A 14,745-nucleotide genomic window follows, 5' to 3' on the forward strand; every position below is an offset into this window, starting at 1 on the left:
AGGTGCTTCACACCGGAGTGGTCCGCCTTGGTCCAAGCTTCAGCTTTACTCCCCCCGTACCCTGAGGACCACCTTCCCGACGGTGTCGTGGGAATCCAGCATTTCATGCGCGCGTGGCGCCTCGGTGATCGATAGCTCCGCATGGACGACCGGTTGGACAATGCCCACAGTGATCAGCGGCCACAGTCCCTCTCTTACCGCCGCGACTATGTCGGCTTTACTCGATGGGCCGGTCAGCGGGCGACCCCGCAGTCCCGTCGCGATCACCCGGCCCCGCTTGCCGAGCAACTTGCCGATGTCCAGTTCTGCCTTACCGCCGCCCTGCAGCCCGATGATCATGAGCTGCCCGCCGATGGCAAGCGCATCGAGGTTGCGATCCAGGTAGGAGGCACCCATGTTGTCGAGGATGATGTCGGCGCCGTGCCCGCTGGTCGCTTTGCGGAGTGATTCCACAAAGTCCTCCTTGCGGTAGTTGATCAGGATCTCAGCGCCCAACTCGGCGCAGCGCGCGAGCTTGTCAGTGGATCCGGCGGTGACCGCAACTCTCGCTCCGAGGGCTTTTCCTACCTGAATGGCGTGAGTGCCGATACCGCTGCCCCCGCCGTGGATGAGTAGCACCTGACCTGCGTGTAGCCCGCATTCCATCACCAGGTTTGACCACACGGTGCATGCCACCTCGGGCAGCGACGCCGCAGCCCGCAGGTCCAGGCTTTCCGGGACGGGCAGTAGTTGACTGTCGGGCACGGCTACCTTTTCTGCGTACCCGCCGCCAGACAGCAGCGCTGCGACCCGGTCGCCGACCCTCCAACCGTGAACATCCGGTCCCAACTCTGCGATCACCCCAGAACATTCGAGACCCAGAATGTCACTGGCCCCCGGCGGCGGGGGGGTACTGCCCTTGCCGCTGCGCCAGGTCGGCGCGATTGACCGCGCTGGCGGCCACCTCGACGATCACCTCTCCGCGCCCTGGTACGGGGTCGGGAACCTCCGTCCAAGACAGCACTTCAGGTCCTCCATATTGGGAAATCGTGATTGCGTGCATACCGATAATGCTAGGACGTGTTTCAAAAGCCTGCTGCCTCATAGCTACTGGCTGATCGCAGCGATCTGGGCGGTGGCCGGATATGCACCGCGCGATTATCGAAGCGGCTGACCACCGCCGGGGGCGAAAGCACGGCGCCGGCAGGGAACACGATGGTGGTCATCTACGCCGTGAACCGCGTCGTTGTTCGCTACCGTGCCGACCATGGGCACGATCCTGCAGGCATCCCACCCCTGGCCGCACATCACCGCGGTCCTGCACCGTCCAGGCCCCCGCCGGGTCGCCTTCGTCTACCTCGACCACACCGCCCCGCACCTGCTACCGCTGCGCGCCGGAGACCAGTTGATCGTCAACGCCGCCCGCGCGGCAGTGCGCGCACATGTCACCTTCCCCCACCGCCCTCGCACACTTCCTCTAGGCGAGTAGTGCGGGTGCTGTCCACCCGGACCTGCACACCGGCCTGATCATCACCGCAGAGAAGGTGATCGTCGGGCCGACCAGCGCCTCGCGCAGTTCCACAGTGGCGGATGAAACCGCGCTGATCGCCGACAAACCCGATGCCATCGCCGCAACACACGCCTTCCTCGACCGTCTCAAGGACACCGTCGTCGACGAGGTGTTCCTCGACAGCACCATCGCCCTCTGGCAGATCGGCCGCGTCGTACCCATTGGTAGGAATCGGCAGCCGCACCCGCACAGGCCACGACTTCCTGCCCCCTCCCCTGCGCCGGATGTTCCTGCGACACCTGGGCGACTACCACACCCGCCGAGGACAACGAGACCAACTGGACGTCACCTGCGCCCGGCAGGGAGTCGTTCGCAAGCATCCCATCGGCAGACAATTCGGCCGATTTCGATGAACTCGCGGGCACCGCCGACCGGGTGGCAGAAGAGGTCTCGACCTGGCTCGAACCCTACCGAGTGGAGGCCATATGTTACGAGTGGCAGCAGTCCTGCTGATGGAAAATCGGCAAGCCGATCCAACATGTGCCGCCGATGATGGGTTAGGCCTGGTTCCGCCCAGCGCGTGCCTTCCGGATGGGTGGACGCCGACGGGGCTGGCGATGCCCGGGACGGGCGAGGTCGCGCGGCAATCTTGCGATTTATCCCCGACTACGTGGGTCGGACCCCTGGGTGTCAGCGTCCGGAGCGAACGCTTGGCAGAGCGGTGGCAAGGCGGGGGTTCGAAAGACAGACCCTCAGGCGTGACGGAAGCGCTCGGGGTGGGTGAGCGGAGCGCGGTCCTGAACCGCGCGAGAGTGGCCGAATGCGGCGGCGACTGCGCGCAGATCGACGCCGTGGGTCATCGGGTGGACATCACCACGGCTCCGGTGAGGTCCGGTCTGAGATACAGGGATCCGAGATCGCGCGTCGGCGCGGCGTTTTTACGCCGAGGAGCGGCGCGCATAGTCGAAGACCAACGCAACCTGTCCGCGCCCCTCGTACATACCGCCCGACCTACCCGCCTACGTGCGCACCTGAAAGGCACAGTCGAGACGATCAACGGTGCAGCCGAGAAGCTGCTGTTCGCGGCCCTGCCCCGCTACACCCACCGGCAGAAGCAGATCAACGGCGCCCCGGTCGATCCCGACCAGCCGCCGCTGTCGTTCGAAGCGTTCACCGCCGAAGTCCTGGCGTGGGTGCGGTGGTGGAACACCGAACACACCCTCACCAACCTCGGTGACCGGTCCCCGATGCAGTCCTGGGACGACGATCCGACCCCGATCCACGACGCCGACGAGACCCGACTGTGGATGTTCACCCTCGAAGACGACCGCCGCCACCGCACGATCACTACCAAAGGGGTGGCGTTCCGCCGTGGCGGCCACTACATCGCCGACTGGATGGTCAGACTGGTCGGGACCGGCGTGCGGATCCGGTACATGCCACATCACACCGGCGAGATCGAAGTGTTCGATGCCGCCACCGGCATCCATCTAGGCACCGCGGTACTCGCCGATTCCGCCTCTACCGAGGACCGTGCTCGGGTGTTGCAGGCCCGCGCCCGCCAGTCCCGCCAGGTACGGGCCAACTTGGTCGCCGCCGAGAAAGCGCGTCGGATACGTTACGCGGCCTCGACGGTGTCCGAACCCGCAACACGGCTCGATGCGATGACCGCGGCCGAGGTCGCGGCGGCCCTGGCCGAGGAACAGGATGTCGACATGGCGCGGTGGGCCCGTCCGGACCTGATCCCGATGGGGCCGCCGCCGGCGTTGTGGCGGCGTCCTGTCGAGCGGGACCACGCAGACCGACACGGCGATCGAGCGAAGGACTCGCGATAAGCCAAACCCCACGCACTCCCCGCCCGGATGCCGACGAGGCCGCAGGCGATCATTTTCTCGGGCTGTCCGGAGCGCACATCGTGGCCACCGACGCGCTGATGGCGACCAAGGACAACCTTGCCGACGTGATCGACGCGAAAGCGATGATGTGCGTGCACGGCGACGCCGGAGTGGGAAAAACCCTGTCGGTCAACGCCTCGCTGCGTGAGCTCGCACCGGACACGGTGTGCCGGGTGCAGTTCCGGGCGCGACCGACACCGCGGGACATCCGCTACACCCTGTTCGATGCACTGGCGATCGGTGGTGCGCCGCCACCGAAGCCGATCGAGTTCGACCGACTGCTCAAAGATGTGCTTTCCGAACAGTTCCGAATCCTGGTCTGCGATGAAGCGCACTGGATGTCGCGGGAGTGTTTCGAATACTGGCGGCACCTGTGGGACGACCAGCGCACCGACATCGCGATCGTGTTCGTCGGCAGCGGGGACTGCTACCACGCGCTCTCCCGCGAACCGATGCTCTCGAGCCGGATATACGTGTGGCAGGAGTTCCGGCGGATGGCCCCCGCACAGATCCTGACGGTGATCCCGGCGTTCCATCCCATCTGGGAGAAGCTCGACCCCGAGGTCATCGGGTTCGCCGACACCCATACCGGTCACGGTAACTTCCGGTCCTGGGCCAAACTGACCGCCCACATCGTTCGCGTCTTGGCCCGTCTCGACCGTGATCGGGTCGATCGGGAGGTGCTGGGAGCGGTGTTTGCCAAAATGTCCGGGCGCAGCAACTGATCCCGTCATGACCGCCGCCCCAGTGCCGCAGGTCACGGTGCTGCTCGATCCCCTCGACGACATCACCGTCACCAGCATCCTGCTTGCCCGGCACGCTCCGGCCGCAGGAGTGATCATCGTCCGCACGACCCCGGGCCGACCGCCGAGTCCACGCTGGCGTGGACCTGCTGGACGCTGCCGGCCACCCGGTCGGCCGTTTCGCCGATCAACGGATCGGTGGGCTCGAGCTGCTCTGAGCGGCCGTCACCGCATGGTGCGACGGAGCCTTCGTCGCGCACTTGGTGGTGCTGCGGGCGCACCTGTTGTCCGCGCGTCAGCACGAGCGGCTACTCGCCTTGTGGCGCACCCTCGGCATGAACATGACCCTGGTGTGGCACACCGACGGCTGGCACACCGACGGCTCCCCCGCCCGGCCCGTGCTCGACGACACGGCGCACCGGATCACCCGCCGACTCGCAGACGTCACCGACCGCCTCGCCACCGCGGCGCCGGAAACACCGACCTCGGCGGGGTTCGACGCTCGTCCGCTGCCCCCTCTGCCCAGCGTCGAAGCCGGCCTCTTCCGCTGCGTGGCACGCGAGCAACTGTCCCGTGCCGAGTTCAATCGGGTCGCCGAACTCTTCGACCACGGCCGCGCCGCCGCGTGCCGATGGCTCGCCGACTGCGACGCCCCAGAACTCGACCACCGTGCATCAGTCCCCATCGATCGCAGGGAACGCTGTGGTGCAGCCGTCACGCCTGTCGGTGATGCTGACCGCGTTGGTGACCGAGAGCCCGACCGGCCGGCATACCCTCGCGCTGCTGCGCGGCACCCAGCACGGATTCACCCTGCATGGTTATCGTCTCGCGCTGCCACCGCAGCTTCCCCATATCGTCGGTCCGGGGCTGACCACCGGCCCGTTCACTGCCGAGACCGCCACCCGGATCCGGTAACGGATCGCCCATCCCGTCCGTGCCGGTGCACTCGCTACCGTTCTGATCACCGGCGTCGGCTACGGCACCCTGGTCTCGATACCGGTGAGCGCACTCAGCAGCTCCGCCGATGTCCTGCTGCTCGACTCCCGCCGCCGCGCCGAACTCGGAGCGTATGCCATCCCCGCCCCGGCGCGTCCGCTGCTGGTCGCCGCCCGCACCTTTCAGGCTGTGCGCGGCGCCGAGCCGCACCATGCGTTGTTCCGCTGCGGTCTCGGCGGCAAGGGCCGCTTTGTGCGGGAATCCGCCGAAGGCTGCGGGTTGACGCTCCCGCCGCGGCATCGGTGGGACGCGCAGTGGCTGTCCACAGTCACCGCGCACCCGTACGACGGCCCTGATCGGTGATACCCGCCCGAGGAAACCCATCCATCGAAGGGGGCGGCCGCCCCGGTTACGGATCGAGATCCTTGCCCGCGGGTTCCGGCCGAGTCCTAGCGATTCTTCACGCTGACTGCCAAGTTAATCAGCTATCAAAGTCCATCGGTGCCTGTTCTGGCTGTGGTTCGACAGATTTGATATCCAGCAGTAGTCGACTCGTCGTGGGCTTGGCCTTCTCGGGACCATCGAGAGCACGAATCGTCTCAAGGTGCGCCATGACTTGGACATCTTCCGTCGCGGCGAGCGCTGCAGCCTTTGCGAGGATGCCTGAATCGAAAACGCTTACCGCAACGGATCGTCCGCCTACATTGGGTGTGAAGTAGAACGTGCCTAGGCTGCGACGGAAACCGTCAATCGTGCCGATTGACCATTGACGTTCGATGTCGTACTCGTGCTCCACCAACTCTTGGCGAAGCACCATCGCGCCTTGTCGGGTGAACGAGACCGGAGATGCCCCTAGCTTCCGCTGGCGAATCAAGCCGTCGATTTCCCAGTCGCCCTTACGGCTGGCTTCAACTGACTTCCTCAGTGCCTGACGTGCCGACTGCGGCAGGTCCCGCACCTCGGCCAGAATTGACGGCGCTCCGCCGGTGTCGCTCGCATTTGTGAACAGCCGAGCTATGGTTCGAAGTGCCTCCGAGTCAACATTGGTGCCTTGCCTCTCGGTGCCCGGCATCGGGTTGTTATCCGTCTTCGGATTCGGGGGTGGGCCGGCTTGTGCACGCAGCACCAGCCGGACTGATCCAGGGGATACACCCTCGATTAGCAGGTTTCGAGGGTGACTGCGCATTCCGAGTCGTTGACGGGCAATCGCCTTCATGGCCTTGTTGATACCCGAGACAAAGTCTACGAGATGGTCGGCGTTGGTGCTGTGGTCTAGTACGCCTGGTCCGGTGAGGTGGAGATCAAGCTCAGCTTGCTCCGGGGCGGTTTCCTCTTCCCAAACGTGTTCGAGTGCCACGTCACCTTGAACGGTCGACACGTACATCTGCCCTAGCGAAAAGTCTGCCGTTTCGGGGAAGTGGTCACGCTCGTAGCGGATCGCCGCACGCAGCAGGTCCTCATCGCTCATCTGTGCGAGATCAGCAGGATTAGTCATCTGCTCTCACCTCCACAAATCCTTTGACGACTCCCTCCACAATCTTCCCGTCAGGCCCCTTTACCTTCGCCCACGTGCGCCGCTGCCGCTCTACCGCAAGCGGGTTGTCAGCGTTGACTGCATACCCCTCGGTAAGACCGAGGCAAGTATGAAGCTTGTCAGTAGCGACATCCGCGGTACCGATCTTCGCCCTCACATCGGCAAGAGTCCATAGCGGAAGCGCCTTTGGTGAAGTCACGCGAGAGTACAACGAGCCAGGGACAAGGAAGGCTAAGTCCGCATCGTTCGGTGGCGCCCACGGCTTGTGAGTGACAAAGCTGCCGTCCAGCCAGACCCTTACCGGGTGACCGCTGAAGGCCATACGCACACGAGCGATGTGAAGTTCGACAGCGCGGAATATCAGCTGTCGTCGCTCGCGGCTCTCAGGTGGCGCCTCCTCTACAAATTTCGTGCAAACCTCCGACAGAGTCGCATCATGTATTCCTGGCGGCAGAGTTGCGTACTCGCCCTCACAGTCCGGCAACAACCCGGCTGCCCCCTTCTCTCGCATTCCTCGCGCAAGTCTTCGTCGGATGCCTGCTCCAGTCGGTCGCCTCCGGGTTGTCCGAGTACTGCGCCGGTGACGAGCCCCATCCGCATGCCGAGGTCGACGTTGCGAGTAGCACTCCGAATGCAATTCAGATGGGGAGCTCAAAGCTTATGCCATGAGTGAATCGGGGCGTGGCGGCCGTCTGGCTGGACATTCGCATCCAAGTCGCAGCGCAGCGACGCGCTGGTACCAGGCGTCGAATCTCCGCTGCTGGTCACCCGCAGGAAGACGCCACGGAACATCGCCCTCCCGTCCCGCAGCACCTCTGGCGACAACCTCAACATCACTCGACTACGGCAGATGCGCCGACGCCACCGGTCGAGCTGCGCGAATGGTTATCCGTCCAGCCGATAACGCTCCTTACACCAACCGCGAAGCTTCGCGGTTGTGCGCAGGCGCTATCTGTTTCGGGTCCGGCGTCGGGGCATCCCCACCCCACGTCGGTTCAATTCTCGACGACGCCGCGCTCGCATCCCTGCAACAACAGCTTCATCCGCACGAACCGGTCGTCGGGACACCCCGCCTCGTGTTCGGCGGTTCGGACGGCCCGTGAAGCATACGCGGCGATGCCGTTACGCGGCCCTGCTCGCAGAGGACAGTTCTAGTTCCATCCGGCCCTTCCGTAGATGCCCGCGTGAGAGTACGTATCGGCCCCACGGCAGGCGCGGATCCCTACCGCACCCCTTCCCCTCACCGCGGGGGGTGGGCGGTGTCGTTCTTCCCAGCCGGGACGACCTTTTGTTCAGGCGGTACGGGCGATCTCCACCGCGAGTCGACCATCAGCGGTAGCGGTGATCCGAGAGTCGATGCGCAAACCAGATTTGCGGACCGCAGCGATCTTGCCGGTACGCAGATCCCGGGCGGCGACGCTCGCCAACCGGCGCTTGTCGCGGGCGTAGACCTTGTAGGTCACCCATGTTCCCGGCGCGGTTCGAGTCAGGGTACTGACCTTCGCCGCAGCGAACTCCTGTGCCGTCGGTGTCCGCTCAGGCACCGGCTGGGCACCGAACACCTCGGCCAGCGTCTTGTGGTCGGGTTCGGCGGTCAGCTCGTCGAGCAGATCCCGGTGCCGGCGACCGTCGAGCTTGCCGAGTTGCCCGGCCTCAACAATGCCGTGGCCGGTCGCGGCGTCGACCGGGATCCAGTCGAGTTCGTTGTCCCAGTAGAAGTCCTGGCCGAGCTGACGGTGCAGCACGAACCGGCCCAGGTTCGGGACATACGCGTAGATCCGGGCGGCCTGCGTGTCCTCGTAGGCCAGCCACTGATCCTGACCGAGGTAACTGACGGTGTAGAGGCTCATCACGTGTCCCTTCCGAGATTCATCTTCCGTGGTGCGTAGTTCTTCGGCGTGACCGGGCAACCCCGCCGAGCTCGGACAGTGCCGTGAGCCCGGGTGGGGTGGGGACCTGCGCCCAGCGGGCGGTCACCTTCTCGATCAACGCGGCCCGCTCGGTGGCGGGAACGCTAGTGTCGCGGGCGCGCTCGTAGTTGACGTGGGTGTCGTCCGTGACCTGCTGCGAGGCGCCGGTATGGAACTGGAACTCGGCGACCAGCGCATCCGGTGTAGCACTGCGGAGGCCCGGACGGCTACGGCGCGGTGTGCGAATCGTAGTTGACGACGCCGTTGTGTTTGGTCACCGTCGACTCCACATGCGTGCCGGTCGTGTGATCGTCGACGAACAACGTCATCGACTCGATCACCGCCGAGAGCGGATGCTCGAACGCCGCCCGCGCATTGCGCGCACAGATCGACCGCGTCGACCCGTCCGGATACAGATCCGTGATCGCCGAGGTCGGAGTGAAACGGCCACCGAGGTCGTTGTCCGGGTCGATGCGACCGGTCCACCATCTGTCCTGCGCGCGATGAAGGGCGGTGTCGCAGGTGACTTCCACATCGACGATGGTCAGATCCGTATAGCCGGCCCCGCCGAGTTCGGTGAGCAACTGCGCGCCGAGACCGTCCCAGCGGAAAGTGCCTTCGATGACGATGTTCTCCCCCGCCCTGATACAGCGTTCCCGTGCCACGTCGAGAATCTCGGTGGATTCGCGGTGCACGAGCGTGGCCAACTCCCGTGGACGCAACCGGCGCCCGTCCGGCAAGACCATGCCGAGCAGATCGTCGTAGACGCCGCGGCCGAGCCCGTCACCGATCAGATGATCTTTGATCCGATCCGCATCGAGGACACGCCAGCCGTGTCCTGCCAGACCGCGGGATTCGATCGCGGTGGACTTACCGGCGCCGGGAACACCGGCGGTGACGATCGCGCACCGGCCACCGTGCTCGATGCCGTCCTGTTCGGCCAGATACGCCTCGACGATCGCGTCCTTGGTGCGGCGGCGGCGTGGGTCGTCGGCGTACAGGCGATAGGACGCCCGGTCACCACCGGCGTCGAGTATCCCGCCCGGGGCGCACCACGAGTCGAGAACGGTATGGGTCTTGACGCACAGTTGTTCCACTAGTGGCGGCTCGCCGCCCGCCGCGCCGCGGTGACCTCGAACAAGCGCTGATAGTCGGTATCGGAGAGCAGATCCCCCGCGCGTTCGATCTGATCCCAGCTCCCCCGCACATAGACGTCGGCATTCGGGTCGCCCTCGGGCGGGCCACCGAAGGTGTAGTCCCAGTGCTCGAGCTCGTCCATCATCTGCTCGTGATCGAGCTCACCGACCGCGTACCGCAGCAGCACCTCACGAGGGGTGCGCTCGCGGACATCCGGCCGCAGACGAGCCTTCTTCAGCAGTCGGCTGATCTCGGGCTGCTCCACCCCGACACGGCGGGCGATCTGACGCTGCGACCATCCGGCCTCGACCGCAGCGAGCACCGCGCGGATCTTCTCGAGCTGCGCAAGCTCGGCGCGCGGGGAGATCGCACGCAATTGCCGCTCGATATCGTTCTCGAACGCCACCGACATCATATTCACCACCTCAACTGGACATATACCAAATGGTATCACTAACGGTGACAGACAGCGTGGTCACGACGAACCCGTCCACACCGAGCATCCGCAAGGGGCCTTCGCCCGAGAACCCCACCGGGCTCAGCGGCTGGGGATCGTGTCAGTGCCTACTCTCACGAACTTGTTGAGAATCTTCGGTCCAGTCCCTATCAGTACCGCGGTACGCAGCCGGTTGTCGATGACACTTCGCGGCACGGTTCAGGTCTCCTTCACATGGGGACTGCTCGGTCGCGGACGATACCGGTGCGGTGGTGCAGATTCGGGTCGGCTGCGGGGATGCCGCAGCCGGGTGCCGGCCGGATCGGACATGCCTTGCACCCAGCCTTCCTGCCAGAAGCGCAGGTAGACATGCGGATCGCTCACCCACCGCGGGATCGCCGGATCTTTCGGCTCGCGTGTCGGGTTGCGCGCGAACCGCGCCCCCGCGCGGCGGCCGTCCCGATAGCCGCGGTCCTCGTCGTCGAGCATCGACCACTCCCCCTCCTGTGTCGTGGTGCGGCCGTTTCGTCTGTGGCCGCACGCGCGAGCTGTGCGCGCTGCGACCGTAGACACCAACACCGACACCGGTGGGTGTGAGAGCGACAGGGGCGGGGGCTCAGTCGAGCTCGTAGCCCGCCTCGCGGGCGATGATGACCGCGGCCTCGCTGGGGGTGATCACCCCGCGGATCAGATCGACGAGCAGGTCCTTGTCCCCATCGCTCATCTGCCGGCATTCGATAGCCATGATCGGTTCCATCTGCGCGACAGCCGCGCGGGCGGCGGCCTCGGTCTTACGGGGTGCTGTCATGGCCACCAGCACAGCACATCCCACTGCCCCACTCGCCGCGATCGCACGACGCGCGTGCTTCGGCCATCTCCCCGCCGGGGCGCAGTGGCATCCCCGACCACGGGTGCCGGTGCACCAGACGCGTGAGGAGCAGCGGCGCGAAATGCCGTGCCGCGGCACGTGCCACACCCACCCTTCGACGGTTCCGATCGCCGGATGCGAGGATGGGGGGTACGTGCGTACCCCTCGGGCACGGCACTTCGCCGCAGGAAAGAGCCGGTCTACTTGCCGGTCTCGAGAATCAGAACGTGGCCCTCGACGCCAAGATCGATGGTCGACTCGGTCCAGCCGCTGTCGAAATAGTCGCCTCCGGTGGCTGCCTGGGCGAGCCCAGCACGGGTCAGACCGGTACCCCCAGGCGGCCCTCTTGACGATCGCCACCGTCCCCTGCACCACCTCGATGGCGTTGGGCTCAGACCTGGCCGGTTTCGATGCCTTCCGAGGTTGGGATCGAGACTTCTCGCTCGACGATGTCGAGATTCCCAGCAGACCGAGACCAGAACTGATCCCGGCGCCACCCGGGCCTGGGTGAACGTGAGCTATTCGAGGTCCGTCGCTTGCATTCACCCCCTTTTTATGATGCGCTCGAGCTGACTCCCGGCGTATTCGCATGAACCGAACGACTGGCTGTGCGCGCACCGGGGAGGATGGCACGAAGTGTGGACCGCCTCGGCCCCGTTGCGATGGCGAATCTGCGAGTTCTCGGAGGTGTGCGCCGCAGCGGAGGGATCGTCCCAACGGTAACGACGTCACTCGAGAGCATCACAGTGTCCGACACGAACCATTGACGACTCCCCGCGATGGTGCACACGCCCTGCTGACGCATCGCGGTGCCGGCGAGCTGTGGTCCGGGGTGGGTCGGTGGACCTGATGGTGCCGCTGGCCGGAGTTGTCGCCGGCGCGAGACCGGCGACGAGAAAGTCAGGCCGTCCCTGGCGCCGTCCTACCGGCACGGGCATGCCGTGCGACCCGGGCGCGGTTCCCGCACACCGGTGAGCACCACTCTCGCCGAGGATGGGACTTGACGAAGAAGAGGATGCATCCCGGCGCGGGGCATGCCCGCACCTGGCCGATCAGATCCGGCATCAGCAGTCGGCACGCGTCGGACGCGACTTCGCCGAGCGCGATCAACCACGGATCGTCGACCTGCCACCGCCGCATCACCACTACAGGGTTCCCGGGTGAGATTTCCAGGCGAGATGCGCTGTAGCGGCTGAATCCGTTGATGACCGCGAGGGAGTCGCCGTTGGGTACTGCGTGCTCGACAACGGACTGCAGGCAGCTGCGTAGCGCCTCGCGCAGCGAGAGGAACTGTTCGTGGGTGCGCGGGGTGCAGGCTCGTTCCACGAGAACCGCGGGTAGTTCATCACTGAACTGACCGGCATGTTCGCTCGCCCAGGCGGTGAGCTGGTCCGTGGTGGTCAGTGCGTCGACTCGATGCCCCCGGAGTCCTCCGTCGATGTAGGTGGTGTTCACCAATTCCAGGGCGAGGGGTTCTCCGCTCAGAGGTGCAGTCGGGGAGGGATGGGGCTGTCGCGTCATAGAACTAATGGTATCCCCGTTTGACTTGCGTTAGATCTCGTGCTGCGATACCTAACTAACGGTCAAACAACGCACATCCATTAGCTTAGGGGGGATTCATGGACAGGTCCGTACTGCACAGCAGCTGGGGCGCACGCATCACCGCAGTGGCGTTCATATCGCTGACCGGCGCCTTCGGGCTGAATCTGGCAATCGGCCAATTCATCCCGCCCTTGATGGGGCACTTCGGGTGGTCGCTCGCAGCCACGAGCGGCACCGTCGCAGCGAGCACCCTCATGTGGGGGCTGGCCCAGCCGGTCATGGGCCGGCTCATCGACCGGTCGGGTCCACGAACGGTGATGACCGCCAGCGCCGCGCTGATGGGCCTGGCTTACCTTCTTCTCGCGGCCATCACCGAATTCTGGCAGTTCGTCCTGCTCTTCGGAATCATCGTCGCGATCGGATTCGCCGGCTGCAGCTCGATGCCCGCATCGGTCCTGGTGACGCGATGGCACGTACGCCGCCGCCCCCAGGCACTGGCGATCAGCTCGATGGGCATCAACGCCGGCCAACTACTGCTACTTCCGCTCGCAGGAGTCCTGATCTCCACGTTCGGATGGCAAACCGCCTTCGCGATCCTCGGCTGTGTGATGCTCGCCATCGTCGTTCCGGTCATCTGGTTCGGCGCCCGGAATGGCCCCGGCGAGGTGGGACTGGAAACGGAGAAGACTCCCGTTCCGACGCTCGCTGCAACCAGCCTTCATCAAGCACTGAAAGATCCTCAGTTCTGGCTGATCGGCCTCAGCTTCGCGGGATGCGGTTATTCGCTCTACATGTTCACCACCCACATGCCGAAACTCGCGGTGGAGCTGGGGCTCGGGACCTATACCGCCGGATGGCTGATGGCGCTCGTCGCAGTGTGCAGTGCTGCCTCGATGTGGGCTACCGGTCAATGGGCCGCCAAACGGTGGGGCAAGCGCCGTCCCCTGCTGGCATTGCATCTCGTACGCATCGTGAGCTTCCTCGTGTTGGCTTTCGCCGGCACCGGACAGCTCCTCACCGTTGCCGTCGTTCTTTTCGGACTGTCCTCGTTCCCCGTGATCCCGCTGACCACAGGATTGATCGCGGATCGCTTCGGTGGCACCGCCATGGGCGGGATTCTCGGCTCGACCTGGCTGATCCATCAACTGTTCGCTGCGCTCGGTGTGCTGATGGGTGGCGTGCTCCATGATGCCACCGGCAGTTACGGCATCTCTTTCCTCAGCGGCGCTGCAGTCCTGCTCGTGTCAACCGTCCTGACCTGGCTCATTCGAGAGCAGCGAGTAGCAGCACCGCAGCCGGCGATGCAGCCGAGCTGAGCTCCCATCATCGATTCGGCCCGCACCGACTGTGCCTTGGATCGCCACAGTCGGTGCGGGCCTCGAGGTTCGACTGTCACCGACCGCCTCGATGAATGCTGCAATCCGCCAATGAACGATCGATTTCGGGAAGCACTTGCACATACGGCACTTGCACATACAACGTTTTATCGTTGTCCCGGAGCGACAGGCGGGGCCACCAACCCGACCTCGAGGGTGCCCTGTGTACCTCCGGGCAGGTGTCAACGAACGTTCCCTGTGCCAGTTGTGCGGTCGGTTCTCATGGAACGGGCCATGCGTACTCGATTGCCGCAGATGTCACTGGGAGGCCACTTCGGTCCCAAGGTCGATGCCGCGTGTCCGACCGAAGAGCCGGCGGTCGACCGCTGGGAGGCGGTCGACCGCTGGGAGGCGGGCGTCGAATATCCGAGTTGGGAGCAGACCGTCGCGCTGGCCCGCTTCCTCGATGTGCGGGTGCGCGATCTGGCCCACCCCGACGCCGAGCCCGGCACCACGAGGTCCGTCCACGACTCAAGATTTCGGGCCTGGCGATCCTGTCCTTCGAGCCTGCGGCCGTCTCAGCGGTCACAGCAGGTGCCGGCGCCACCAAGCGCACCGCACACGACGATCACCCCGACGCCTGAACCGGATTCCGGAGCAGACCGGAGACATACGCGTTGACCTGGCCCGACGGTATGTCCCCGCGCTGCACTAATGACATGCCGCCCTGCGGTGTGGTGGACGACATCGCCACCGGGAACTATTTGGTCCGATGCAACGGCCGGTGCTGCAATCGCAGGTGTAACTGCGGTCCGGCCTGCACGAAGCGGTCCCTCCACATCTCACGAGGTCCGTGAGGTCTGCTAGGCCCTGTTTCATAAGCAAGCGCTCCGCAACCACATATTGATCGCAGCGATACGCACCACCGCTGTGTAACGG

14 protein-coding genes and 1 pseudogene are annotated in these 14,745 nt (G+C 65.2%); 7 read left to right on the plus strand and 8 right to left on the minus strand.

Going from position 1 to position 14,745, the window contains the following annotated elements:
- Nucleotides 1-45: 45 nt before the first annotated feature.
- Nucleotides 46-1,042: pseudogene (locus EQ874_RS21990) on the minus strand (NAD(P)H-quinone oxidoreductase).
- 204 nt (nt 1,043-1,246) lie between these two features.
- Here EQ874_RS21990 and EQ874_RS23070 point away from each other — a divergent pair.
- The 5 genes from EQ874_RS23070 (at nt 1,247) to EQ874_RS22015 (ending at nt 5,426) form a co-directional block, all read left to right on the plus strand.
- Complete coding sequence (locus EQ874_RS23070) at nt 1,247-1,468, plus strand: hypothetical protein (RefSeq protein WP_207213606.1); 222 nt, start codon at nt 1,247-1,249, stop codon at nt 1,466-1,468.
- A gap of 779 nt (nt 1,469-2,247) precedes the next feature.
- Nucleotides 2,248-3,324 (plus strand): Mu transposase C-terminal domain-containing protein, encoded by a 1,077-nt coding sequence (locus EQ874_RS22000; protein WP_165369314.1) that lies wholly within the window; start codon nt 2,248-2,250, stop codon nt 3,322-3,324.
- Nucleotides 3,325-3,404: 80 nt separating this feature from the next.
- Nucleotides 3,405-4,109, plus strand: coding sequence for an ATP-binding protein (locus EQ874_RS22005; RefSeq protein WP_242496890.1), 705 nt, complete (start codon nt 3,405-3,407; stop codon nt 4,107-4,109).
- Nucleotides 4,110-4,832: 723 nt separating this feature from the next.
- Nucleotides 4,833-5,042 carry a hypothetical protein gene (locus EQ874_RS22010; RefSeq protein WP_129978189.1) on the plus strand — a complete coding sequence of 70 codons (210 nt, stop codon included), beginning with the start codon at nt 4,833-4,835 and terminating at the stop codon, nt 5,040-5,042.
- A gap of 84 nt (nt 5,043-5,126) precedes the next feature.
- Complete coding sequence (locus EQ874_RS22015; RefSeq protein WP_129978190.1) at nt 5,127-5,426, plus strand: hypothetical protein; 300 nt, start codon at nt 5,127-5,129, stop codon at nt 5,424-5,426.
- A gap of 118 nt (nt 5,427-5,544) precedes the next feature.
- On the opposite strand, the gene EQ874_RS22020 is transcribed toward EQ874_RS22015, so the two are convergent.
- From EQ874_RS22020 to EQ874_RS22050, 7 genes are all read right to left on the minus strand, one after another.
- Nucleotides 5,545-6,558 carry a hypothetical protein gene (locus EQ874_RS22020; protein ID WP_129978191.1) on the minus strand — a complete coding sequence of 338 codons (1,014 nt, stop codon included), beginning with the start codon at nt 6,556-6,558 and terminating at the stop codon, nt 5,545-5,547.
- A gap of 1,331 nt (nt 6,559-7,889) precedes the next feature.
- The gene (locus EQ874_RS22025; protein WP_129978192.1) at nt 7,890-8,447 is read right to left on the minus strand and encodes a hypothetical protein; all 558 of its coding nucleotides are present in this window, start codon (nt 8,445-8,447) and stop codon (nt 7,890-7,892) included.
- Nucleotides 8,448-8,734: 287 nt separating this feature from the next.
- Complete coding sequence (locus EQ874_RS22030; protein ID WP_129978193.1) at nt 8,735-9,604, minus strand: zeta toxin family protein; 870 nt, start codon at nt 9,602-9,604, stop codon at nt 8,735-8,737.
- The gene (locus tag EQ874_RS22035) at nt 9,604-10,059 is read right to left on the minus strand and encodes a hypothetical protein (RefSeq protein WP_129978194.1); all 456 of its coding nucleotides are present in this window, start codon (nt 10,057-10,059) and stop codon (nt 9,604-9,606) included. The genes EQ874_RS22030 and EQ874_RS22035 overlap by 1 nt, the downstream gene beginning before the upstream one ends.
- Nucleotides 10,060-10,299: 240 nt before the next feature.
- Nucleotides 10,300-10,569: a hypothetical protein gene (locus EQ874_RS22040; protein ID WP_064257732.1), complete on the minus strand. Its 270-nt coding sequence runs from the start codon at nt 10,567-10,569 to the stop codon at nt 10,300-10,302.
- Nucleotides 10,570-10,696: 127 nt separating this feature from the next.
- The gene (locus EQ874_RS22045; RefSeq protein WP_129978195.1) at nt 10,697-10,888 is read right to left on the minus strand and encodes a hypothetical protein; all 192 of its coding nucleotides are present in this window, start codon (nt 10,886-10,888) and stop codon (nt 10,697-10,699) included.
- A 960-nt stretch (nt 10,889-11,848) separates the two neighbouring features.
- Nucleotides 11,849-12,469 (minus strand): CGNR zinc finger domain-containing protein, encoded by a 621-nt coding sequence (locus tag EQ874_RS22050; protein WP_242496891.1) that lies wholly within the window; start codon nt 12,467-12,469, stop codon nt 11,849-11,851.
- Nucleotides 12,470-12,567: 98 nt separating this feature from the next.
- Here EQ874_RS22050 and EQ874_RS22055 point away from each other — a divergent pair, with 98 nt between their 5' ends.
- Nucleotides 12,568-13,806, plus strand: coding sequence for an MFS transporter (locus tag EQ874_RS22055; protein WP_129978196.1), 1,239 nt, complete (start codon nt 12,568-12,570; stop codon nt 13,804-13,806).
- Nucleotides 13,807-14,100: 294 nt separating this feature from the next.
- Nucleotides 14,101-14,487, plus strand: a complete 387-nt coding sequence (locus tag EQ874_RS22060) for a hypothetical protein (RefSeq protein ID WP_129978197.1) — start codon at nt 14,101-14,103, stop codon at nt 14,485-14,487.
- Nucleotides 14,488-14,745 lie beyond the last annotated feature (258 nt).

Origin of the sequence: Rhodococcus sp. Q1, assembly GCF_004153645.1 — a bacterium.
Lineage (GTDB): Bacteria > Actinomycetota > Actinomycetes > Mycobacteriales > Mycobacteriaceae > Rhodococcus > Rhodococcus gordoniae.